This window comes from Blastococcus goldschmidtiae, from assembly GCF_031845325.1.
Lineage (GTDB): Bacteria > Actinomycetota > Actinomycetes > Mycobacteriales > Geodermatophilaceae > Blastococcus > Blastococcus goldschmidtiae.
In genome coordinates this window covers 923,357-945,031 of sequence record NZ_JAVREI010000001.1, presented here as the reverse complement: position 1 = coordinate 945,031, position 21,675 = coordinate 923,357, and the positions used below count along the sequence as shown (strand labels likewise).

Here is a 21,675-nt window from a genome sequence, read left to right as displayed (position 1 = left end):
GCCCGGCTCTTCCCGCCGCCCGCGGGAGGGGAGGCCGTGGACCCGTTCAGGCATCCGGGGTGACGCGGAGCGGCGGCAGGCCGACGACCTCGAACGTGGCCGATGCCAGGCCGATGCCCGCCTCGTCGAGCTCGACCAGGAGCTCCCGGGCCATCTGGTCCTTGACGTCGCGCACCCCGTACACGCCGGTGAGGAAACGGACGGTGAGCTCGAGCCAGTTGTCGGTCAGCCGCCAGTACACCTTCGGTTCGAGATCGGCCCCGCGGACGAAGTACTTCTGGCGCATCTGGGCCAGCGCCTCGGCCGGCATGTCCTCGGCGGCCACGGTGTGCCGCCGCGCCGCGGCCAAGAGGATCGCCTCGGCGCGCGTGCGGTCGTCCTGGTAGCGGATCGGCAGCGTGATTTCCTCCCACAGGTAGGGGAAGTCGCGGGTGTAGTTGTAGACGGCCTCGTCGAACACCTTGTCGTTCGTGACCGTCACCACCCGACCGGTGTACTGCCGGCTCCTGACCCACTGCGCGGGATCGGCGTTCTGGACGGCGGGCGGCTGGCCCATCTCCATGATGGTGGTGCGGACGAAGCCCAGCGCGATGACGTCGCCCCGGACGCCGCCCAGCGTGATCCGGTCCCCGACGTTGAACGTGTCCCCGCGGAGGATGACCACGTAGCCCGCGAGCGCGGTGATGACCTTCTGCAGCGCGAACGCGAGGCCCGCGGTGACCAGCCCGATCCCGGTGGCGAGCCGGGTCGGGTCGTCGAACCAGATCGACAGGAAGCCGAGGAACAGCAGGACGGCCACGAACAGGTTGATCCCCTGCCGGGTCCAGAACCTGGTCCGCTCGTTGCGCCAGCCGCGCAGCAGGACGCGGGCGAGGAACCGGAACGCCCACCGGAGCAGGATCAAGGCCAGCACCAGCCCGAAGGTGAGCAGCAGCTTGATGCCGTTCTCCTCGCTGAGGAACAGCAGCCGGATCTCCTGCCCGAACACCTCGACGGTCATGCCGTCAGTGTGCTGGGCGGTCAGCGAGCGAGGGCCGGAGGCTGCCCGAACGGGCCACCGGAGACGCAACCTACGGGTACGGCCACGCGTTCTTGACGCAGCCGTCGAGGCCCAGCGTCTGCTGCTGCATGACGGGTGCGAGCTGACCGGCGCCAGGACACGGCGGGTGCTCCCGGTTGCCGAGCGCGTGCCCCACCTCGTGGTTGACGACGTACCGCCGGTAGGTGGCGACGTCGCCGTCGTAGTGCGGGACGGCGGTCGCCCAGCGGGCCAGGTTGATGACCGCGCGCTCGCCGTAGCGGCAGGACGTGTAGCCACCGGTCCCCACGCCCGGGCAGTAGGTCTCCATGCTCCCCGGGCTGACCAGCGACACGCGGAACTCGTACTCACCCGCCGCGGCCGCCGCGGCGCCGACCCGCTGGAAGGACATCCGCCCGCCGCTGCCCCACGAGCGCGGGTCGCCCAGCGTCTCCTCGACGGCATCGGCGAACCCGGCGCCGTCGACGTCGATGCCGTCCTCGATCTCGACCACGAAGCGCCGCAGCGGCCCGGTCCCGTATACCGGCGAGCTCCCGTCGACGACGGAGACGGTCCCGGCGCCCCGCTCCACGTAGGCCGCGGCGTCCGCCGGTGCCGACAGCTCGCTCGGCTCGGCGTCCCCCTGGGCGGGCGCATCGGCCGGGCGGCCGTCGTCGGGCATCGGGAGGACCGACGGGGTCGGCGCCCCGGTCACGCCGGCGGTCCCGGCGGGGTCGGTGCCGATGTCCGTGGGCCGGTCGACGGCGATGTCGACGAGCGCGGCGAGCGTGGCCAGGGTCAGCAGAGGGACGGCATAGGCACGCCAGCCGTACCGGCGCACGAAGCCGCGCACGGGGCCGTCGGCCGAGGCCCGTGCGCGTGGCCTGCCGGGGTCCGGTGCGGCGGCCAGTGGTCCGGAGCGGCTCCGGGCAGGCGGGCGGCCCAGACGACCCCGGAGATCGGTCCGGCCGTCGGTGCGGCGATCCGGCACTCCCGACCTCCCTGGCCTTCCGATCGACGATCCGGCCCAGGGTCTCACGCTGCGTGGTGTGTCGGCCGCAGCCGGAGACATGGGGCGTCCTCGGCCGCCGGGCAGCGCTCGAGCGTATTCACCCGCCGGGCAGCGCCTCGAGCATGCCGAGCACGGCACGCGCCGTCGGCTCCGGCGCCTCGAGCATCGCCACGTGGCCGATGTCCTCGAACACCCGCAGCCGCGCGTCGGGGATGGCCGCCGCCAGCTTCGGGGCCAGCGCCGGATCGACCAGCCGGTCCCGGCCGCCCCAGATGACCAGCGTCGGCTGCTGCAGCCCCCCGGCCATCCGCCAGGCGTTGGCGCGGCCCACGCGCAGGTAGGAGGTGATCAGCGCCCGCATGCTGCCGGCGAGCGCGCGGTCGGCCCACGGCTGCTCCGCGCGGATGCGCATCTCCTCGACCGCCTGCTCGACCCGCTCCCTCGGCACCCGGTCGGGCCGGCCGAAGCACATCCGGATCATCGACCGCACGTTCTGCTCCGGGGTGACCCCGGCGAGGCGGCGCTCGGCGAGCGACGTGGCCCCCGGCAGCAGCAGGAGCAGCAGCGCCCGGCTGAAGGCGGGGGGCACCCGGTACACCGGCATGGCCGGGGAGATCAGCGTCAGGGACCCCACCAGATCGGGCCGGCGAGCGGCGACGACCAGGCTGACCAGGCCGCCGAGCGAGTTGCCCAGCAGGTGCACCGGGCAGCCCTCGGCCTCCCCCGGCTGCCGGCGGATGTGCTCGAGGACGTCGACGACGGCGCGGACGTGACCGCGGATCGAGTACCGCCCCCGCGGCGGCGGCCGGGAGTGCCCGAATCCGGGCAGGTCGATGGCCCAGCCCTCGAGGCGGACGGCCAGCAGCCCCGCGAGGTCGGTCCAGTTGGTCGAGGCGCCACCCAGACCGTGCACGTACAGCGCCCGCTCGCGCGGGGCGCCGGCCCGCTCGCCGTCGACGGGTCCGGTCCACGGCGTGCACCGGACGAAGACCTCGCCGCCGCCGACGGGGAGCTCCTGCCCCGGCCACGGCGGACGGAGGTGCCCCACCTGCGGGAGGGGGGTCGCCGAATCAGGTGCATCCACGACGGACGGCGCCCCGCCGACGTCGGACCCGGGCATGTCGGACATCACCTCGACGGTAATCCAGCGGTGGAGCGCGGGATGCGGGGCACGAACCCGTCGGTAGCATCCCCGTGCCATGCATCCGCCATCCCCCGCGCCCGCGGCGAACCGCCGTACGGCCCGCCTCCCCCGGGGCGCCCGCCGCGTCCAGCTGCTGCGGGCGGCCCAGGACGTGTTCGTCGCCCAGGGCTTCCACGCGGCCGCGATGGACGACATCGCCGACCGCGCCGGGGTGAGCAAGCCGGTCCTCTACCAGCACTTCCCCGGCAAGCGGGAGCTGTACCTGGCACTGCTGGAGGAGCAGGTCTCCGGGCTCGCCGACCGCGTCGCCGACGCCATGGCCGCCACCGACAACAACCGGGCGCGGGTGGACGCGGCCGTCGGCGCGTACTTCGACTTCATCGACGCCGACGGCGAGGCCTTCCGCCTGGTCTTCGAGTCCGACCTGCGCAACGACGCCGAGGTGCGGGCGATCGTCGACCGCGGCATCGGCCGGTGCGTGGAGGCCATCGCCGAGGTGATCGCCGCGGACACCGGCGCAGACCCCGAGCGGGCGCTGCTGCTGGCCTCCGGACTGACCGGTCTGGCCGAGACCAGCGCCCGCTGGTGGCTGCCCCGCAAGGGGACCGTCTCCCGTGACGAGGCCGTGTCGCTCATGTCGGCGCTGGCCTGGCGGGGCATCTCCGGCGTCCCGCGCATCGACGGCGGCCACGCCCCCGACTGAGCGTTCGCTGTCGGCGCATCTGTCCCGGCGGTCCCCCGTCGCGCGGCTGGACTAGCGTTGGGGGCAGTCGCGCGAACCGAGGAGGCATCGCCCACGTGGAAGTCAAGATCGGCGTCCAGCACTCCCCCCGGGAGCTGGTCATCGACAGCCCCAAGACCCCTGACGAGATCGCTGCAGAGGTGTCGGCAGCGATGTCCGGCACCACCAAGGACGGCCTGCTGACGCTCGTCGACGAACGGGGCCGGCGCATCGTCGTCCCGGTCGACCGCATCGCCTACGTCGAGATCGCGCAGGCCGACCAGCGCCGGGTCGGCTTCATCGCCGGCGGCACCGCCTAGCAATAACACTGTCGGCCTCCGGCCGACACCGCGGCCAGTGGCCGTCCCCGACCGCCGTTGAGCCGTTGCGTCGGGGCTGCGCGGGACCCTTCGGGCCCCACTCGCCACGACAGAGCAACACAACAGAACGCCAGCGGGGCGATCCGGCGGATCGCCCCGCTGGCGTTCTCATGGATTGAGGCCGAGTGCGGTCATGCGTTCGGTGTGGGCGCTGGTGATCCGCTCGATCAACCGGCCGACGCCGGCCAGGTCACCGGTCCCGGTGATGATCAGCTCGGCGAGCCCGTCGTGTTCGGCGATGACCGCCTGCGAGCGGGTGATGGCCTCGCCGACGAGGCGCCGTCCCCAGAGCGCCAGGCGCCCGGCCAGCCGGCGGTCCGCCTCGATGGCCGCACGCACCTCGCGGACGGCGAAGTCGGCGTGCCCGGTGTCGTCGAGCACCTCCAGCACGAGCGCCCGGTCGGGTTCGGGCAGGAAGGCCGCGATCTCCCGGTAGAAGTCCGCGGCGAGCCCGTCGCCGACGTAGGCCTTGACCAGCCCCTCGAGCCAGGTGCTCGGCCGGGTGCTCTCGTGGAAGGTGTCCAGCGCGGAGGTGAAGGGCGCCATCGCCGCTGCCGGGTCGGCGCCCAGCTCGATCAGCCGCTCGGTGAGGCAGATGTGGTGGCCGATCTCGGCCGCCGCCATCCGGGCCAGCGCGGCCCGGCCGTCGAGCGTGGGGGCCAGCCGGGCGTCCTCGGCGAGCCGGTCGAAGGCGGTCAGCTCCGCGTAGGCCAGCACACCCAGCAGGTCGACGACGGCTCCGGGCTCGGGCTGGCTCACGCAGGTCTCCTCGGCTCGGGCGGGTGCAGCGACACTCCCCCCACGAGTGGGGCAGACCACATCATGCGTGCGGCGGGCAGAGGCTAACCGGTGCCCCGCGCTACCATGGGCGCCGGTGGGCCACACGGTTCACCGTGAATTCGTGCGCTGACGACCGTCGGACGACGCCCCCTCCGGGGCCGTCTCCCGGGCAGGTCCCGCAGGGACGCCCGGTCATGCTGGCCGCGTCGGCGCTGGAACAGATCCCGCGACAACCGACCCGGGACAGGTCCGACGCCGCGAGCGCGCCGGGACCTCTCCCCCCGCAGACCAGAGGCGAGACCGCTGACCTCCACCGAGAACGACACCCCCATCTCCGACATCCCGGCCGTCGAGCTGGAGCACGCCGAGACCGGCGCCCCCGACCCCGAGCAGCTCGAGCAGACCGTCGAGTCCCTGGGCGGCGCTCCCGTCGCCCCGGACAGCCCGCTGTTCAGCGACTTCGACGTGCACCCCGACATCGTGGCCGCGCTGGCCGAGGCCGGAATCACCCGGACCTTCGCCATCCAGGAGCTCACCCTCCCGCTCGCACTGGCCGGCAACGACCTCATCGGCCAGGCGCGCACCGGCACCGGCAAGACCCTGGGCTTCGGCGTGCCGATGCTGCAGCGGGTCACGCCGCCGGCCGAGGGTGGCGACGGCGTCCCGCAGGCGCTGGTCGTCGTCCCCACCCGTGAGTTGTGCGTGCAGGTGGCCCGCGACCTCGGCGCCGCCGGCACCAAGCGCGGCATCCGCGTGCAGGCCATCTACGGCGGCCGCGCGTTCGAGCCGCAGATCGAGGCGCTGCGCAACGGGGTCGAGGTCGTCGTCGGCACGCCGGGCCGGCTGCTGGACCTGGCGCAGCGGGGCGATCTGATCCTCGGCAAGGTCAAGGCGCTGGTCCTCGACGAGGCCGACGAGATGCTCGACCTGGGCTTCCTGCCCGACATCGAGCGGGTGCTGGCGATGGTCCCGGAGAAGCGGCAGACGATGCTGTTCTCGGCCACGATGCCCGGGCCGATCGTGACCCTGTCGCGGACGTTCATGACCCAGCCGACGCACATCCGGGCGCACGGCAACGACGAGGGCTCGACGGTCCCGCAGACCACCCAGTTCATCTACCGGGCGCACAACCTGGACAAGCCCGAGCTGCTCTCCCGGGTGCTGCAGTCGCGCGACCGCGGCCTGGTGATGGTCTTCTGCCGCACCAAGCGCACCGCGCAGAAGGTCGCCGACGAGCTGGTCGACCGCGGGTTCGCCGCGGCCGCCGTGCACGGCGACCTGGGGCAGGGCGCCCGCGAGCAGGCGCTCCGGGCGTTCCGCAGCGGGAAGGTCGACGTCCTGGTCGCCACCGATGTCGCCGCCCGTGGCATCGACGTCACCGGCGTCAGCCACGTCGTGAACTACCAGTGCCCCGAGGACGAGAAGACCTACGTGCACCGCATCGGCCGCACCGGCCGGGCCGGCAGCACCGGTGTCGCGGTCACGCTGGTCGACTGGGACGACATCCCCCGCTGGCAGCTGATCAACAAGGCGCTGGACCTGGGCTTCGACGACCCGCCGGAGACCTACTCCACCTCGCCGTGGGTCTACACCGACCTGGACGTCCCCGAGGGCGCGAAGGGCCGGCTGCCCCGCTCGCAGCGGACGCGGGAGGGCCTGGAGGCCGAGACCCTCGAGGACCTGGGCGAGACCGGCAAGCGCAACCGCCCCGCCGGCGGCTCGGACAGCGGCTCCCGCGGTCGCGGCGACGGCGAGCGCCCCGCCGGGGGCGAGCGCACTGCCGAGGGCCCGTCCGGCGCCGGCAAGAGCCGGCCCCGCCGGCGCACCCGCACCGGGAGCGGCTCGGGCGCCGGCGGCGAGTCCGCGGCTCCTGCGGAGTCCGGCTCGGACGGCGCACCGCAGGCGCAGGGCGGCGAGAGCGGTGACGCCCGGCCGCGCCGTCGTCGTCGCCGTCGTGGCGGCGCCTCCCGCGGTGGCGCGGAGCCGGCCGCCGACGCCTGATGCCGAGGTCGCCGTCCCGTCCGCCCCTGCGGGCGTGGCTGTGGATCGCGGCCACCCTGGCGCTCGTCGTCGTCGCGGCCATGCTGTGGCGGAACTCCGACGCGGCGGCCACCGAGAGCACCACCTCCGCACCGGCCGACGTCCTCCGGGGGACGCCGGCCGGTGGCGTGGAGGAGGCATGGTCGGCCGAGGGCGACCCGGTGCCCGCCGACGTCGTCGAGGACGGCCGGGTGATCCTCGGCTCGGAGCACGGCGTGCGCGGCCTGGACGCCGCGACCGGCGAGGAGGCCTGGTCCTACACGCGGAGCAACGCGCAGCTGTGCGACCTGACGGTCACCGACGGCGTGGCGGTCGCGGTGTTCCGCACCGCCGGGCGCTGCGACGAGGCGGTCGCCCTGGAGGCGGGCACAGGTGTGCGTGCCTGGACCCGCAGCCTGGACCTGCGGGGCGACGCCACCCTGGGCTCCACCGCGTCGATCGTCCTGGCCAGCAGCCCGACCGGCGTCCTGACCTTCGAACCCCGCGGCAACAACGTCCGGTGGCGGGCCGGCGCCCCGGAGGGGTGCCGCTGGCTGGATGCCGTGGCCGGCAGCGCAGGCGTCGCCGTGCTGCAGCGCTGCGCGGACGCCGACGCCGTGCAGCTGCGGCTGTACGACGGCTTCGAGGGGTCCGAGCACTGGACGGTCGACGTCCCGGTGCCGCAGGGTGCGGAGGTGTCGCTGCTGGGCGCCGACGATCTGGTCGGCGTGCGCGTCCCCGGTGAGGTGCGGTTGTTCGCGCCGGGCGGTGGCGGACTCCGGACGAGCCTGCCGGTCGCTCCCGAGGAGGCGGTCGGGCAGATCCCGGCCGCGGGGCTGGTGCTGGTGCGGACCGGGAACACGCTGTCGGCGGTCGATCCGGCGTCGGGCGCCACCCGCTGGACCACCCCGGCGGTGGGGCTGCCTGCGGCCGCCCCGGCGGAGACGGCGGAGCTGGTCGTGCCCACGGCCGAGGGATTCGTACGGCTGGACCCGCTGACCGGCGCCGAGCTCGGGCGTCTGCCGGCCCCGGACGTGCCGGCCGACGGCGTCGCGTCGGCTCTCGGGCCGGTCGTGGTCCTCCGCCTGGCCGACGAGGTGCGCGGGTACCGCTGACCCCGGCGCGACGCCCGCGGCGAGATCGCGGTTCACTGGGAGGCATGGTCCTGCCCGGCGGTTCCGATACCCCGATCTCGCTCGCCATCGCTCCCGACGACCTGCGCCAGCTGGCTGCCCACGACGCCGCCGCCCGCACGTTCGACGGCGGCGCCGGGCCGCTCGCGGCCCTGGACACCGGCCCCGGCGCCGAGGGCACCGTCCTCATGGTCGCGGGGTACACCGGCAGCAAGGAGGACTTCGCACCGCTGCTGGCGCCGCTGGCCGCCTCCGGCTACCGGGTAGTGGCCCTCGACCAGCGCGGTCAGTACGAGTCGCCCGGCCCGGACGACCCCGCCCGTTACACGGTGGCCGAGCTCGCCGAGGACGTCGTCGCCGTCGCCCGCGTGCTGGGCGGCGAGGCCGGTGGCCCGGTGCACCTGCTGGGCCACAGCTTCGGCGGCCTGGTCACCCGGGCGGCGGTGCTGACCGCGCCGGAGCTGTTCCGGTCCTTCACGCTGCTGGGCTCGGGCCCGGCGCAGCTCACCGGGGGACGCGCCGAGCTGCTGGACCACCTCGGTCCACTGCTGGAGGCCGGAGGCGTGGCGCTGGTGCACTCGACCATGGAGCAGATGTCCATGACCGACCCGAAGGCGCAGGCCGTGCCGGCACCGACCCGCGAGTTCTACACCCGCCGCTTCCTGCGCAACTCCGGCGCCGGGCTCCGCGGCATGGCCGACGCGATGCTCTCCGAGCCCGACCGCGTCGAGGAGCTGAAGGCCACCGGCATGCCGCTGCTCGTCGCGCACGGCGAGGCCGACGACGCCTGGATGCCGCACGTGCAGGAGGACATGGCGAAGCGGCTGGGCGCCCGGCACGAGGTCATCCGGAACTCGATCCATTCCCCCGCCGTCGAGAATCCGCCGCGGACCCTCGAGATCCTCTGCGACTTCTGGTCCAGCGTTCCGACCGCGTCGTGATCCGGCTGCCGTCGCGGACGGAGTGGACCGACGAGGAGGACCGGCTCGGCTTCTTCGGTCCGGACAGCGTGACCTGGCGGGTGCACGCCGACCCGTCGTTCTCCGTCGGCGGCCTGCGCGCCCTGCTGCTGCAGGCGCTGCACCCGGTGGCCATGGACGGCGTCGCGCAGAACTCCGTGGGGTTCACCCAGGAACCCTGGCCGCGGCTGATCCGCACCGCAACCTACGTCGACACGCTCACCTTCGGCACCCGGACCGAGGCGGTGCGGGCGGTGGCCCGCGTGCGCGGCATCCACCGCCGGCTGGGCGGCACCGAGGAGACGACCGGCCGCAGCTACCGGGTCGACGACCCCGACCTGCTGCTGTGGGTGCACTGCTGCGAGGTCGACTCCCTGCTGTCGGTCGCCCGCCGTGCCGGCGTGCCGCTGACCGACGACGACGCCGACCGCTACGTCGCCGAGCAGGTCACCGCGGCGGCGCTCGTGGGCGTGGATCCTGCCGACGTGCCCGGCTCGACCGCGGACCTGGCGGCCTACTTCGACCGGATGCAACCCGAGCTGGCCGCCACTCCTGCCGCGCGCGACGCCCACCGGCTGGTCGTGCTGCCGCCGATGCCGACGTGGGTGCGGTACCTGACGCCGGCCCAGCCCGCGTGGGGTGGACTGGCGTCGCTGGCGGTCGCGCTGCTGCCGGTGTGGGCCCGGCGGATGTACTCCCTGCCGGGTCTCGGGCTGACCGACGCCGCGGCCACCCCCGCCCTGCGGACGTTCCGGCAGACGCTGCTGCTGCTGCCGCGCCGAGCGCAGCGCTCGCCCATCGTGTGGGCCGGCTTCGACCGGGTGGGCGCGGAGCGGCTCAGCGCCTGACGTCCCGGGCCGCGGCGGCGGCGAGCAGCGCGGCGACCGGCAGGAAGACCAGGCCGATGCCGAGCCCCAGGACCAGCGACCAGACCAGCACGGCGGCCGCCGCCGTCCACGTCACGGCCCGGCTCCACGTGGTCCGGACCGTGGCCACGGCGACGAGACACAGGGCCACGGGCACGCCCAGGAGCACGGCGGCCCACCCGCCCGAGTCCGAGACGGCCGGCACCACGAGCACCACCGCGATGACGACGGCGAGCGCCGTCGCTCCCCACAGCAGTGCGGGCACCGCCCTGCGGTGCGCGGCCGGCGGGGTCACCGGTCCTCCTCGGCGAGGAAGCTCCACGGCTCGCGGGCCGGGGTCGCGGCCTGGCCCGCCGCGCAGGCCGGCCGGAAGTCGCACCAGCCGCACTGCCGGCCGGGCACGGTCGGGAAGGCCACGTCGGGGTCCTGACCGTCGTCCACCGCCTGCAACGCGGCGCCGATGTCGATGGCGACGTCCTCGGCCCGGCGGGCGTGGTTGGCCAGCGACCGCTCGGTGTGCTCGAAGGCCGCGACCGTCCCGGTCGGCACGTGGTGCAGCTCCACCCGGGAACAGGGACGGCGCAGGGTGCGGCGGACGGCGAGGACGTAGAGGGCCAGGGCCTGCGAGCCGCGCGCCTCGTCGTCGGTGCTGGGGTTGCGCCCGGTCTTGTAGTCGACGACCACGAGCTCCTCGCCCCGCTCGTCGATGCGGTCGACCCGCCCCGACAGCGTCATGCGCTCGGTGGTCGTGCTCACCGTGCGCTCCCGGGCCCGGGGCTCCACCGCGGGATCGAGGTCGGCGACGAAGTCGGTGAGCCAGCCGGCCGCGCGCGCCCGCCAGGCATCGGACTGCTCGTCGTCGCGGAACCCGGCCGGCGACCAGGCCGCGTACAGCAGCTGCCGCGCCGACGCGGGCGTCCGGCGCTCCACGGGCAGGTCGTACCACTGCGTGAGCGCCTGGTGCAGCGCCGTCCCCACCGTGTGGTGGGCGAACCGCGGACCACGCGGCGGGCTGGGCCGGTCGACGTTGGCGTGGCGGTAGCGCCGCGGGCAGTCCGAGAAGTCGGCCAGCGACTTGGGCGAGGCCCTGAGCAGCCGTCGCGGCATGCCCGGCAGCACGGACTGCCCGGCGTCCGAGGGGTTGCGCATGCCCGCCACGGTAGCGAGCGGGGCCGACGGTCCGCGGTCAGTCGCGGAACGGCGCGGCGCCGGTCCCGGCGGCCACGAGGGCCTCGAACTGCGCGGGATCGGTGGCGCAGACGCCGATGGGCGTCGTCTTGTTCGAGCCGTGGTAGTCGCTGGAGCCGGTGACGATCAGCCCGAGGTCGGCGGCCAGCCCGCGCAGGTGCCGTCGTTCCTCGTCGCTGTGGTCGGGGTGGTCGACCTCCAGGCCCAGCAGGCCCGCCTCGGCCATGGCCGCCACCGCGTCGTCGCCGACCACCCGGCCGCGCTTGGTCGCCAGCCCGTGCGCGAACACCGGCACTCCCCCGGCCGCCCGGACCAGCGCGATGCCCTGCCGGACGTCGGTGTCGGCCTTGGTGACGTAGTAGGGGCTGCGGTGGTGCAGCAGCGTGGCGAAGGCGGCGTCGACGGACTCGACGACCCCGGCCCGCACGAGGGCGCGGGCGACGTGCGGGCGGCCGACGACACCGCCGGCCGAGGCCTCGACGATCTCGGCCCACAGCACCGGGTAGCCGTCCGCGGCCAGCGCCTCGACGATCCGCTCCCCCCGGCTCAGCCGCTCCTCGCGCAGCCGTGCCCGCTCCGCCGACAGCGCCGGTGAGTCCGGGTCGAACAGGTAGGCGAGCAGGTGCACGCTGATCGGCGGCTGGTCGTCGGGAAACCAGCGGCAGGAGAGCTCCATCCCCGGCACGACGGTGAGTCCGGCGGGCCGGGCGTCCTGAGCGGCCGCCCAGCCGTCGGTGGTGTCGTGGTCGGTCAGCGCGACGACGTCCAGCCCGGCCGCCCGCGCGGTGAGCATCAGCTCGGCGGGCGTCTCGGTGCCGTCGGACACCGAGGAGTGGGTGTGCAGGTCGATGAGCATCGGCGTCCAGCCTGCCGCACCGGGCTCCGGTCCGCCGGGCTCACGGCCCCGGCGGCAGCGGCGGGATCGGTTCGGTGTCCCGCCGCACGGGCGGCGGCGCCGGCGGCGGATCGGGGTTGCCCTCGTCGTCCCCGCTGGCCGCGCCGCCCCAGTCGGCGCTGAACAGCAGGCCGCTGACCTCCTTGTAGACCTTCTTCGCGTCCGGCATGAAGGTGATGTGCCGCAGCGCCTGGTCCTGGCCGGCGGACTCGAACCGGAAGCTGCCGTAGCCGAGGATCTGGCCGAAGAAGGTCTCCTCCCACGTCAGGTCGGTGATCCGGCGCAGCGGCAGCAGCGTGACGGTGCGGACGATGACGCCCGAGGTCAGCAGCACCCGCCGCCGCGTGACGATGAAGTGCCGCATCCACCACTCGCCGACGCGCAGCGCGTAGTAGACGAGGGCGCCGAGCAGCACGACCAGCCCGACCACGCTGGTGAACGCGTTGTCCGGGTCGAGGAGGAAGAACCACCCGCCGACGGCGAACACCGGCAGGAAGCGCAGCGTCGGCTCGATGAGCACGGCCCAGTGCCGCCGGGTGGCCAGGACGACGTGCTCGCCGGGGAGCAGGTACTTGTCGGCGTCCTTGCTGGCGCGGCCGGGCAGCACCGGGGAAGCGGTCACGTGCCCTCCTCGCTGGCGCTCGTCGGCCACGTGCCCAGGGGTGCTGTATCCCTGCGTGACCTCGCAAGCTCGGTCACGAGGTCCTCAGGCGAGGGAGCCGACGAACTCGGAGAGGGACGTCGCCGCGTCCCCGAGGGCCGTTCCGGCGTTGCGCACGATCTCCGCGGAACCCTCGGGGTTCTGGATGACGTACCAGACCACGAAGGCGACCAGGAGCCAGGTGAGGACCTTCTTCAGGTTCACCGCCACCTCCGAGGGGGCTCGAACGGACAGGCCGACGGGAGCGCCGGCCTGCATGGGAAGACCCGCCCGGACGTGGGGCGGACGCGTTCGTCCCATGGGTAACACAGACCCCAGGGGCCACCCCCCGCGACGCGCCGATCATGAACCGAGGCGGGCCGGTCCGTCGCGTCCCGGTCAGCTCCCGGGCAGCAGGTGCTCGCTCGGCGGACCCAGCGGCAGGTCGGGGTAGATGCGTTCCCGCAGGTCCAGCAGCCGTGGCTCCTCGGCGAGCAGCCAGGCGGCGTTCATCGGCCAGGTCACCAGCCACAGCCAGACGCCGTAGGCCTCGCCCACGAAGGCGGCGCGGTCGTCGGTGGTCGGGACGGCCCACAGCGGGGCGCGCTGACCGGCCGCCTCGACGGCGACCGAGGACGGGCCGGAGATCACGTCGCCGGGGTCCAGTCCCGGCAGCCCGGCGTACCCGCAGCCCACGCCCGTGCCCGGCTCCTCGGCGACCAGCACCAGTTCGGCCGAGCCGCCCAGCGGCGCGGGCCCGGCGGTGTCGACGACGATCGCCCGGGCACCGGGCTCCCCGCCCCAGGCCAGCCCGGTCACCGCCCAGCCGGCCGGCATCGGGTCGGGCACCCAGGCCGGCACCCGGGCGTCGGCGGTGACGGCGGCGATGGCGTCGTGAGCCACGAGCACGGTGTGGTGCAGCGGGGTGACGGCGCCGTGCAGGTGGCACCACGCCTGCGCCGCCGATCCGGGCCGCACCTGCAACTGCTCGCCGCAGCGGGGGCAGACCGGCGAGACGCTCATCGCGCAATACCGTCCTGTGGCCGACCCGAATCGTCAAGCGGTGCCCCGGGGGCGGGCCGGGATCGCCCCCCGCGGGCGGGGGCGGCCCGTAGCGTGCCGGTCATGGCTGCGGAGCTCCTGGTGGTGCGGTGCGTGGGGGCGGTCGTGCTGGACGACGCCGGCCGGCTGCTGCTGATCCGGCGCGGCCACGCGCCGTCGGCCGGGCTCTGGTCGGTGCCCGGCGGGCGGGTGGAGCCGGGCGAGACGCTCGAGGACGCCGTCGTCCGGGAGGTGCGCGAGGAGACCGGCCTGGCCGTGCGCCCGGGTGCGGTGGCGGGGCGGCTGTCGATCCCCGGGGACGGCGTCGTCTACGACGTCACCGACTTCGTGTGCACCCTGGTCGGGCCGCCGGCCGAGCCGGTGGCCGGTGACGACGCCGCCGACGCGCTGTTCGCCGACGCCGCCACGAGGGACGGCCTGTCCTGCACGCCGCGTCTGCTGGAGACGTTGCGCCAATGGGGTGCGCTGCCGGCCTGAGGTTCTCCCCGGCCGGCAGCGGGGCGCGGCTCAGCCGCGGGGCGTGGGCTCCGGGCGGCCGGGCTGCTCGCCGCCACGGGCCTCGCCGTAGGAGCGCTTGGGCACCATGACCTTGCGGCGGAAGACGCAGACGATCGTGCCGTCCTGCTTGTAGCCGATGGTCTCGACGTACACGACGCCGCGGTCGTCCTTGGACTTGGACTCGGTCTTGTCGAGGACCGTCGTCTCGCCGTAGATCGTGTCGCCGTGGAAGGTCGGCGCGACGTGCCGCAGCGACTCGACCTCCAGGTTGGCGATGGCCTTGCCGGAGACATCGGCGACGCTCATGCCGAGCAGCAGCGAGTAGATGTAGTTGCCGACGACGACGTTCTTGCCGAAGTCGGTGGTGTTCTCCGCGTAGTTCACGTCCATGTGCAGCGGGTGGTGGTTCATCGTGATGAGGCAGAAGAGGTGGTCGTCGTACTCCGTGACGGTCTTCCCGGGCCAGTGCTTGTAGACCGCGCCGACCTCGAACTCTTCGTAGTACCGACCGAACTGCATGTGCGTGCTCCCGACCTCGACGCGCGTGCGGGTACCGGCACGTGGCAGCGCGCAGGCCGACCGGCACCCGGCAGCCCACCGCCCACCACGGACCACCGGTGGCCCGTCTGACGGGTGGTGATCCTACGGAGGGCCCGTGCGCTCGCACGCCGAGAGGCCCGGCAGGGCGGCCGCGGAGGTCGGGGCCGACGATCCCGCCGTCCCGGCCACCGCGGCCGTCCACTCAGAGCAGCGCTCCGATGCGGGCAGCCATGTCGGCCTCGTGCTGCTGGTAGGACCCGGCGACGCTGGTGAGCAGCCCGCCCATGCCGTTGAGGGCGTCGCTCACCCCCTGGGCCGACCGGCGCCACTGCTCGTACAGCTCGGTGAACTGCACGGCGGCCTGGCTGTCGGTCCAGCCGTCGAGCACCGAGGTGTTGATGTTGCCCGACAGGGTGGCGGTCCGCGCCGTGCTCTCCCCGGCCTCGGCGCGGCACTGCCCCGCCATCGACTGGAGCGTCGCGATGTCGACCTTCACGGGTTCTCCTCTCCGTCCGGGACCCTCCCGGCGAGGGCGAACGGTAGGGCGGCGAGAGCGAGCAGGGGTCTGCTCGTCCACAACGCCCACCGTTGTCCACAGCCCCGCCCGGACGGGCACGCGATCGGTCGGCACCCGGGCACGATGCGCCGGTGCCCACACCGCCGTCCTCCGACCACCGGCCCTCGCGGGCGTCCCGGTGCTGGACGCTCCAGGGGGACGAAGGCGTGGTGGACGTGCAGGTCACCGCCGGGGACGACCATCGCGTCGCCGATGTCCTCCCCCTCCTGCGCCGCACCCTCGGCGTGCCCACCCCCGGGCTCTGGGCCGGGACAACGCGGCTCGACGACGAGCTGCCGCTGAGCTCAGCGGCGCTGCGCCACGGCGCCGTCCTCGGTCTGCGGCCACCCACCGAGCCGTCCGCGCCGGAGTCCAGCCCGCTGGAACTGCGCGTGGTCGGCGGGCCGGATGCCGGTCGCAGTCTGCCCCTCGGACGCGGAGTGCACGTGGTCGGACGGAACGCCGGGTGCGGCGTGCGGATGCCCGATCCCGACATCTCCCGCCGGCACCTGGAGATCCGGGTGGGGCGAGGTGCCGTGGAGGTCCGGGACCTCGGCTCGACCAACGGCACCCTGCTCGGCGACGCCCGGCTCGACGACCGGTTCCGTCGCTGGCCTCCCGACACCCGGCTCCGTCTCGGGGCGACGGCTCTCGCGATCAGCGACGCGGCGGATCCTCCTGCTGTCGTGGAGCCGCGCCCCGGCGGGCGCACCCTGATCCGTCCCCCGCACCGGCTCCGGACGCTCCGGACGGAGCACGAGGTGGCCTTCCCGCGGCAGCCGGCGGAGGCAGCGCGGCGGCGGCTCGCCTGGGTGGCGGTCCTGCTGCCCGCCGTCGGGGGCATCCTGCTGGCCTGGCTGCTGCGCACGCCGACGTTCCTGTTCTTCGCGCTGCTGAGCCCGCTCGTGGCGCTGGGTACCTGGGCGTCGGACCGCTGGTCCGGACGGCGCAGCACCCGCCGCGAGCGGGCCGCCTACGGCGAGGCCCTGGCCGTGGCCCGGCGCGAGCTGGAGGCCGCGATCAGCGCCGACGTCCAGGCCGCCGAGCACGAGCATCCCGACCCGGCGACCATCGCCGCCGCGGTCCGCCGCCGCACCGGCCTGGTGTGGAGCCGGCCCCGCGGCCCGGCCGACCCGCTCGTGGTCCGGGTCGGCACCGGGCCGGGACCGGTGCGGGTCGTCCGTCGCCAGGACGACGGCCGGCCGCAGCGCGAGGTGGCCGAGCACGTCCCCGTGCCGGTCGACCTGGCGGTCGCCGGCGGTCTGGCGGTGATCGGTCCGCGCGCGCAGGCCCTCGGAGCGGTGCGCGCGGTCCTCGCGCAGCTCGCCGCGCTGCACCCACCGGACGGCCTCCGGCTGGTCCTCCTCACCCGCCCGGACCGCATCGCCGACTGGACCTGGGCCAGGTGGTTGCCGCACCTGCCGGTCGGCGCCGTCCACGTGGGTCCCGACGCGGACGGCTCGCCGACCGGCGGGGAGAGATCGCTGCGTGCCGGGCTGGCCGGGCTGGCGGCCGGCCGGACCACCGACCCGGCCGGACTGTCGGTGGTCGTGGTGGACCGTCGTGTGGACGGGCGGACGGCCGCCGTGCTGCACGGAGCCCGCGCCACCGGCGTCGTGCTCCTCACCACCGGGGAGCGGCCCGGCGCGCTGCCGGTGGCCGTCGACGCCTCGCTGACGCTCGTCGGGGAGACCGCCAGCACCGGCGTCCTCGCCCAGGACAGCGCACCGGACCGCACCGCGGTGCTGGTCGATCGGATGACCGTCGAACTCGCGAGCGGGCTGGCCCGCGAGCTGGCCGACCTCGTCCCGGTGAGCGCGGGCGCGGCGCTGCCGACCGAGGTCCGGCTGCTCGAGCTGCCCGGCTGGTCCCTCCGGCCGGGGTCCCCGGCCGGGGCGCAGTGGCCCGACGACCGCGCGGCGCTGCGGACCTGCCTGGGCCGCTCGGCGGACGGCCCGGTGCTCGTCGACCTGTGCAGGGAGGGCCCGCACGCCCTGGTCGCCGGCACCACCGGTTCGGGGAAGTCCGAGCTGCTGCAGTCGCTGATCGCCGGTCTGGCGATGAACCACCCGCCGGAGCGGTGCTCCTTCCTGCTGGTCGACTACAAGGGCGGCGCGGCCTTCGCCGAGGCGGCCCGGCTGCCGCACACCGTGGGGCTGCTCACCGACCTGGACGGGTCGACCACCGCGCGGGCGCTGCGGTCCCTGACCGCCGAGCTGTCCCGCCGCGAGGCCGTCCTCGCCGAGCAGGGCGTCGCCGACCTGGCCGCTCTGCCGCCCACCGTCGCGCTGGCCCGGCTGGTCATCGTGGTCGACGAGTTCGCCACGCTGGTCGAGGAGCTGCCGGACTTCGTCCCCGGGCTGGTCGGCATCGCCCAGCGGGGCCGTTCGCTCGGCATCCATCTCGTGCTGGCCACCCAGCGTCCGGGCGGCGTGGTCTCTCCCGAGATCCGGGCCAACTGCACCTTGCGCATCTGCCTCCGCACCACCGACGAGGCCGACTCCCGCGACGTGCTGGGCACGGCTGCCGCAGCCCACCTGCCCGTCCACGTCCCCGGGCGGGCGTTCCTGCGCACCGGTAGCGGGGATCCGCGCGTCTTCCAGGTGGGACGGGTCGCCCTCCCCGTCGCGCGCGCCGGCGAGGGACCGGAGGTGCGTCGCTGGTCCTGGCCGCTCGCGACCGTCCCGCCCGAGCAGCCGACCGCCGCGGGGGCCACCGACCTCTCCGAGCTGGTCGAGGTCCTCTGCCGTGCCGCCGAGCTGCGGGACGCGCCCAGCCCCCACCGGCCCTGGCAACCGCCGTTGCCCGACCGGCTGCTCCCGGCCGGGCTCGACACCGCCGTGCCGGACGGGGCGGTGGACCGGGCGCCCACCCGCCTGCCGATCGGCCTGGTCGACCGGCCCGACCGGCAGTCCCGCGAACCGCTCGACCTCGATCTCACCGTCGGTGGTGGTGTGCTGGTGGTCGGCGGGCCGCGCAGCGGGCGCACCACCCTCCTGCGCACCGTGCTGCGATCGGCGACCGCACGGCTGGGTCCGGACGCATTGCACCTCCACGTGCTGGAGCCCGCAGGCGGAGGGCTCTGCGCCGAGGCGGCAGCGCTGCGGCACACCGGCACCGCCGTCAGCGGCGCCGACCCGTTCCGCACCGTCCGGCTGCTCGACCGCCTGAACCGTGAGGTGGAGGCCCGGCGGACCGCGCCACCCGGAGACCCGGTCCCCCTGCTGCTGGTGCTGGTGGACGGGGTCGAGGCCGTCGGCGCCCTGCTGGACGAGGCCGACCCCGGGCGTGGGTCCGACACGCTGCTGCGACTGGTCCGCGACGGCGCCGCGGTGGGAGTGACGTGCGTGCTGACCGCCGACCGGGCGTTGCCCGGCGGACGCCTGGCCGCCGCGGCACGCATGCGCCTGCTCCTGCCCCTCCCCGACCGCGCCGACTACGCCGTCGCCGGCGTGCCGGGCCGCGCCGTCCCCACCCACCGGCCGCCGGGTCGTGCCCTGCTCGGCGAGGACGCGCTGGAGTGCCAGCTCGCGCTCCCCCCTCCACCGGCACCGCACGGCGCGGTCCCGCCCGGCACGTCAGCGGTCCCGCCCCTGCGGATCGTCGAGCTGCCCACCGCTCCCGTGCTCCCGGCCCCACCGGCCGGGGCGGCCGACGGTTCCCCGGGGACGTGGCGGCTGACGATCGGCCCGGGTGGCGACGACGGGGACCTGCTGGAGATCGATCTGCACCGCAGCGGCGGGCTACTGGTCGTCGGGCCGGCTCGCAGCGGGCGGACGACCGCGCTGGAGTCGTTCGCCCGGCAGCTGGCCGCCGACGGGTCCGAGGTCGCCCGGCTGTCGCCGCCGTACGCCGTTCCAGCAGGTGCCGCAGCAGGAACCTGGCTCGATCCGGCCGATCCGCAGGCGCTGGTCCGCTGGGCGGAGGGCCTGCAGCGACGGCGCGGCGTCCTGCTCGCCGACGACCTGGGCTCCGTTCCCGAGTACGCCGGGCTGACCGCCCTGCCGCGGACGGGTCCGGTGGTGCTCCTGGCAGCGGGCGGCGCCGGGCAGCTGACGAGCCACTACCAGGGACCGGTGGCCGCCCTCCGCCGTGCACGCACCGGACTGCTGCTCCGCCCCACACCGGCCGACGCCGAGACCCTGGGCATCCGGCTGCCCCGGTTGCCGCTGCCCGCGCGGCCCGGCAGCGGCTGGCTGGTCGAGGACGGCGTGGCACAGCGGGTGCAGGTCGCGCGAGCGGCCCACTATCCGGGAGCAGCGCCGGGTCGGTGAGCCCCTCAGAGCAGTTCGAGCGCCGGGCCCAGCTCCTGGGTGGCGTACCAGGCGAGCTCGTGCCCTTCGGCCTGGTCGACGACGAACTGCGCATCCTCGCTGCCCAGGTCGGCCTCCAGGACGACGTTGACCGCGGCGCGGACGTCGTCCTCCGCCTCGCTGCCGTCGATGTGGGCACTGGCGACGTCCCGCATGCGGACGTCCGCACCCACCCGCACCGCACCGCGCTCCACGTGCGGGTCGTCCATCGCGACGACCTGGTCGTCGGGCACGTCCGCGGCGAGGACCACCCGCCGGCGCACCGCGGTGGGGTCGATGTCGAGCAGCCGGAGGCTGGCACGCGCGGCGGTCAGCAGCGCGGCGTACTCGAGCTCCTCCTGATCGGCCTCGGCGTCGCTGCGCGCGTAGAACTCGCGCAACTGCGGAGTGACGGCGAACGCCGTGTGCGGACCGGCCAGCCGGCCCTCGTCCACCAACGTCCTCAACACGGACGTGGTGGCCGGCAGGTACACGCGCACCCCGGTCTCCTCCTGTCGTAGATGGAACGGCGACGGTATCCCCTACGGCCCGCCGGTCCGCCGTGGTGGGGTCCGGTGGGCGGCCAGGAGCGTCAGCGGGCTCGCCCCAGCAGCTCGTCGACCTGCTGCTCGATCATGTCGGCGAGCACGTCGACGTCGCCCACGCTGTCCCGGTCGGCGTTGAAGCCGAAGAAGACGGTGCCGTTGTAGCTGGTCATGCCGATCGAGAGCCCCTGCCCGCGGGCCAGCGGGACGACGGGGAACACCTCGAGCATCCGGCCACCCGCGGCGTACAGCGACACCTGCGGGCCGGGCACGTTGGTGACCACCAGGTTGAACATCCGCCGGGACAGGCCGCGCGCCGCGCGCGCCCCCAGCGCGTGCAGCGTGGACGGCGCGAAGCCGGTCAGCGCGATGAGGCTCTCTGCGGTCATCGACCGCCCGGGAACGCCGACACCCCGCATCGTGTACCCGAGCCGGGCCAGCCGGACCCGCGGGTTGGGCTCCCCCACCGGCAGGTCGACCAGGTGGGAGGTGACGCGGCTGCCCGACCCCGCCTCATCGTCCTGCAGCGACACCGGCACCAGCGCCCGGACCGTGGTGCCGGCCACCACCGGCTCGCCGCGGGAGAGCAGCCACTCCCGCAGGGCGCCGGTGACGACTGCCAGCAGGACGTCGTTGACCGTGCCGCCGTGCACGCTGCGTATCCGCTTCATGTCCTCGAGCCCGGCCCGCGCGACCACCACCCGCCGCTGCCGGCCGACCGGCCCGTTGAGCGGGCTGCGGGGAGCCGGCAGCACCGTCGACCGCACGGCGCGGAGCAGCCCACCGGCCACACCCCCGACGCGTACCGCCGCGGAGCGGAGGTCGGTGACTGCGTGCCGTGCTCCCACGAGCGAGGACGGGCGCCGGACGTACTCGTCCAGCGCCTGCAGGACCAGCTCCGCCCCACCCGGGGTCCGTGCAGGCTGCCACGAGCCGGGCTCCGGCGCGACGGCGTCCGGGTCGACGTCGAGGAGGACCTGCCCGATGTCGATCGCGCTGAGCCCGTCCACCAGGGCCGGATGCGTCTTGGTCATGACCGCCACGCGGCCGCCGCTCAACCCCTCGATCAGATAGGCCTCCCACAGCGGGCGGTTGCGGTCCAGCGGCCGGGACGCCAGCCGCGACACCAGGTCCAGCAACTGCGCCTCCGTGCCGGGCCGCGGCAGCCGGGACCGCCGCAGGTGGCGCGCGAGATCGAAGTCCCGGTCGTCGACCCAGACCGGATCGGCCAGGTGGCCGGGCACCTCGGCGACCCGCTGACGATAGCGCGGCACCAGCGCCAGCCGGGCCTCGACCAGCGCAGCCAGCGCGTCGATCCCCCCGGGCGGGGGCTCGAGCACCAGCAGGCCCCCCACGTGCATGGGGGTGGCCGCCTCCTCGAGGTACAGGAACGAGGCGTCCAGAGGGCTCAGCCGCTCGACCATCGG

22 protein-coding genes are annotated in these 21,675 nt (G+C 75.0%); 8 read left to right on the top strand and 14 right to left on the bottom strand.

Going from position 1 to position 21,675, the window contains the following annotated elements:
- Positions 1-46: 46 nt before the first annotated feature.
- From RM425_RS04660 to RM425_RS04650, 3 genes are all read right to left on the bottom strand, one after another.
- Positions 47-1,000 carry a mechanosensitive ion channel family protein gene (locus tag RM425_RS04660; protein ID WP_311343993.1) on the bottom strand — a complete coding sequence of 318 codons (954 nt, stop codon included), beginning with the start codon at positions 998-1,000 and terminating at the stop codon, positions 47-49.
- A gap of 70 nt (positions 1,001-1,070) precedes the next feature.
- Entirely contained in the window at positions 1,071-1,871 is an 801-nt protein-coding gene (locus RM425_RS04655; RefSeq protein WP_311343992.1) for a DUF3152 domain-containing protein, read from the bottom strand.
- Between the two features lie 256 nt (positions 1,872-2,127).
- Complete coding sequence (locus tag RM425_RS04650) at positions 2,128-3,159, bottom strand: alpha/beta fold hydrolase (protein WP_311343991.1); 1,032 nt, start codon at positions 3,157-3,159, stop codon at positions 2,128-2,130.
- A 70-nt stretch (positions 3,160-3,229) separates the two neighbouring features.
- Here RM425_RS04650 and RM425_RS04645 point away from each other — a divergent pair, with 70 nt between their 5' ends.
- Both RM425_RS04645 and RM425_RS04640 read left to right on the top strand, forming a co-directional pair.
- Positions 3,230-3,877, top strand: coding sequence for a TetR/AcrR family transcriptional regulator (locus tag RM425_RS04645; RefSeq protein ID WP_311343990.1), 648 nt, complete (start codon positions 3,230-3,232; stop codon positions 3,875-3,877).
- Positions 3,878-3,972: 95 nt separating this feature from the next.
- The gene (locus tag RM425_RS04640; RefSeq protein WP_091765650.1) at positions 3,973-4,215 is read left to right on the top strand and encodes a DUF3107 domain-containing protein; all 243 of its coding nucleotides are present in this window, start codon (positions 3,973-3,975) and stop codon (positions 4,213-4,215) included.
- A 168-nt stretch (positions 4,216-4,383) separates the two neighbouring features.
- Here the strand turns inward: RM425_RS04640 and RM425_RS04635 are convergent, their stop codons facing one another.
- Positions 4,384-5,034 carry a ferritin-like fold-containing protein gene (locus RM425_RS04635; RefSeq protein WP_311343989.1) on the bottom strand — a complete coding sequence of 217 codons (651 nt, stop codon included), beginning with the start codon at positions 5,032-5,034 and terminating at the stop codon, positions 4,384-4,386.
- Between the two features lie 486 nt (positions 5,035-5,520).
- Between RM425_RS04635 and RM425_RS04630 the strand changes: the two genes are divergently transcribed.
- The 4 genes from RM425_RS04630 to RM425_RS04615 are packed head-to-tail and all read left to right on the top strand — an operon-like array spanning position 5,521 to position 10,014.
- A complete protein-coding gene (locus RM425_RS04630; protein ID WP_311343988.1) occupies positions 5,521-7,056 on the top strand; it encodes a DEAD/DEAH box helicase in 1,536 nt (511 codons plus the stop codon).
- Positions 7,056-8,189, top strand: a complete 1,134-nt coding sequence (locus RM425_RS04625; RefSeq protein WP_311343987.1) for an outer membrane protein assembly factor BamB family protein — start codon at positions 7,056-7,058, stop codon at positions 8,187-8,189. The genes RM425_RS04630 and RM425_RS04625 overlap by 1 nt, the downstream gene beginning before the upstream one ends.
- A gap of 44 nt (positions 8,190-8,233) precedes the next feature.
- Positions 8,234-9,148, top strand: coding sequence for an alpha/beta fold hydrolase (locus tag RM425_RS04620; protein ID WP_311343986.1), 915 nt, complete (start codon positions 8,234-8,236; stop codon positions 9,146-9,148).
- Positions 9,145-10,014: an oxygenase MpaB family protein gene (locus RM425_RS04615; protein ID WP_311343985.1), complete on the top strand. Its 870-nt coding sequence runs from the start codon at positions 9,145-9,147 to the stop codon at positions 10,012-10,014. Before RM425_RS04620 ends, RM425_RS04615 begins: the two co-directional genes overlap by 4 nt.
- Here the strand turns inward: RM425_RS04615 and RM425_RS04610 are convergent.
- The 6 genes from RM425_RS04610 to RM425_RS04585 all read right to left on the bottom strand — a co-directional run bounded on the left by RM425_RS04610 (position 10,004) and on the right by RM425_RS04585 (position 13,778).
- Positions 10,004-10,327: a hypothetical protein gene (locus RM425_RS04610; protein WP_311343984.1), complete on the bottom strand. Its 324-nt coding sequence runs from the start codon at positions 10,325-10,327 to the stop codon at positions 10,004-10,006. The two genes, RM425_RS04615 and RM425_RS04610, sit on opposite strands and share 11 nt — an antisense overlap.
- On the bottom strand, positions 10,324-11,181 hold the full coding sequence (locus RM425_RS04605; RefSeq protein ID WP_311343983.1) for a RecB family exonuclease: 858 nt from the start codon (positions 11,179-11,181) through the stop codon (positions 10,324-10,326). The genes RM425_RS04610 and RM425_RS04605 overlap by 4 nt, the downstream gene beginning before the upstream one ends.
- 37 nt (positions 11,182-11,218) lie before the next feature.
- A complete protein-coding gene (locus RM425_RS04600) occupies positions 11,219-12,076 on the bottom strand; it encodes a PHP domain-containing protein (protein WP_311343982.1) in 858 nt (285 codons plus the stop codon).
- 40 nt (positions 12,077-12,116) lie between these two features.
- Complete coding sequence (locus RM425_RS04595) at positions 12,117-12,737, bottom strand: PH domain-containing protein (protein WP_311343981.1); 621 nt, start codon at positions 12,735-12,737, stop codon at positions 12,117-12,119.
- An 84-nt stretch (positions 12,738-12,821) separates the two neighbouring features.
- Positions 12,822-12,980 (bottom strand): hypothetical protein, encoded by a 159-nt coding sequence (locus tag RM425_RS04590; RefSeq protein ID WP_311343980.1) that lies wholly within the window; start codon positions 12,978-12,980, stop codon positions 12,822-12,824.
- A gap of 174 nt (positions 12,981-13,154) precedes the next feature.
- The gene (locus RM425_RS04585) at positions 13,155-13,778 is read right to left on the bottom strand and encodes a DUF6758 family protein (RefSeq protein WP_311343979.1); all 624 of its coding nucleotides are present in this window, start codon (positions 13,776-13,778) and stop codon (positions 13,155-13,157) included.
- A gap of 102 nt (positions 13,779-13,880) precedes the next feature.
- On the opposite strand from RM425_RS04585, the gene RM425_RS04580 reads away from it, so the two are divergent.
- Positions 13,881-14,294: an NUDIX domain-containing protein gene (locus RM425_RS04580; RefSeq protein WP_311343978.1), complete on the top strand. Its 414-nt coding sequence runs from the start codon at positions 13,881-13,883 to the stop codon at positions 14,292-14,294.
- Positions 14,295-14,324: 30 nt separating this feature from the next.
- Here the strand turns inward: RM425_RS04580 and RM425_RS04575 are convergent, their stop codons facing one another.
- Both RM425_RS04575 and RM425_RS04570 read right to left on the bottom strand, forming a co-directional pair.
- Positions 14,325-14,834: a MaoC family dehydratase gene (locus RM425_RS04575; protein ID WP_311343977.1), complete on the bottom strand. Its 510-nt coding sequence runs from the start codon at positions 14,832-14,834 to the stop codon at positions 14,325-14,327.
- Positions 14,835-15,057: 223 nt separating this feature from the next.
- Positions 15,058-15,351, bottom strand: a complete 294-nt coding sequence (locus RM425_RS04570) for a WXG100 family type VII secretion target (RefSeq protein ID WP_311343976.1) — start codon at positions 15,349-15,351, stop codon at positions 15,058-15,060.
- A gap of 152 nt (positions 15,352-15,503) precedes the next feature.
- Between RM425_RS04570 and RM425_RS04565 the strand changes: the two genes are divergently transcribed.
- Entirely contained in the window at positions 15,504-19,685 is a 4,182-nt protein-coding gene (locus RM425_RS04565; protein WP_311343975.1) for an FtsK/SpoIIIE domain-containing protein, read from the top strand.
- A 5-nt stretch (positions 19,686-19,690) separates the two neighbouring features.
- On the opposite strand, the gene RM425_RS04560 is transcribed toward RM425_RS04565, so the two are convergent.
- Both RM425_RS04560 and RM425_RS04555 read right to left on the bottom strand, forming a co-directional pair.
- Positions 19,691-20,203: a DUF6912 family protein gene (locus RM425_RS04560; RefSeq protein WP_311343974.1), complete on the bottom strand. Its 513-nt coding sequence runs from the start codon at positions 20,201-20,203 to the stop codon at positions 19,691-19,693.
- Between the two features lie 92 nt (positions 20,204-20,295).
- Positions 20,296-21,672, bottom strand: a complete 1,377-nt coding sequence (locus RM425_RS04555) for a WS/DGAT/MGAT family O-acyltransferase (protein WP_311343973.1) — start codon at positions 21,670-21,672, stop codon at positions 20,296-20,298.
- Positions 21,673-21,675 lie beyond the last annotated feature (3 nt).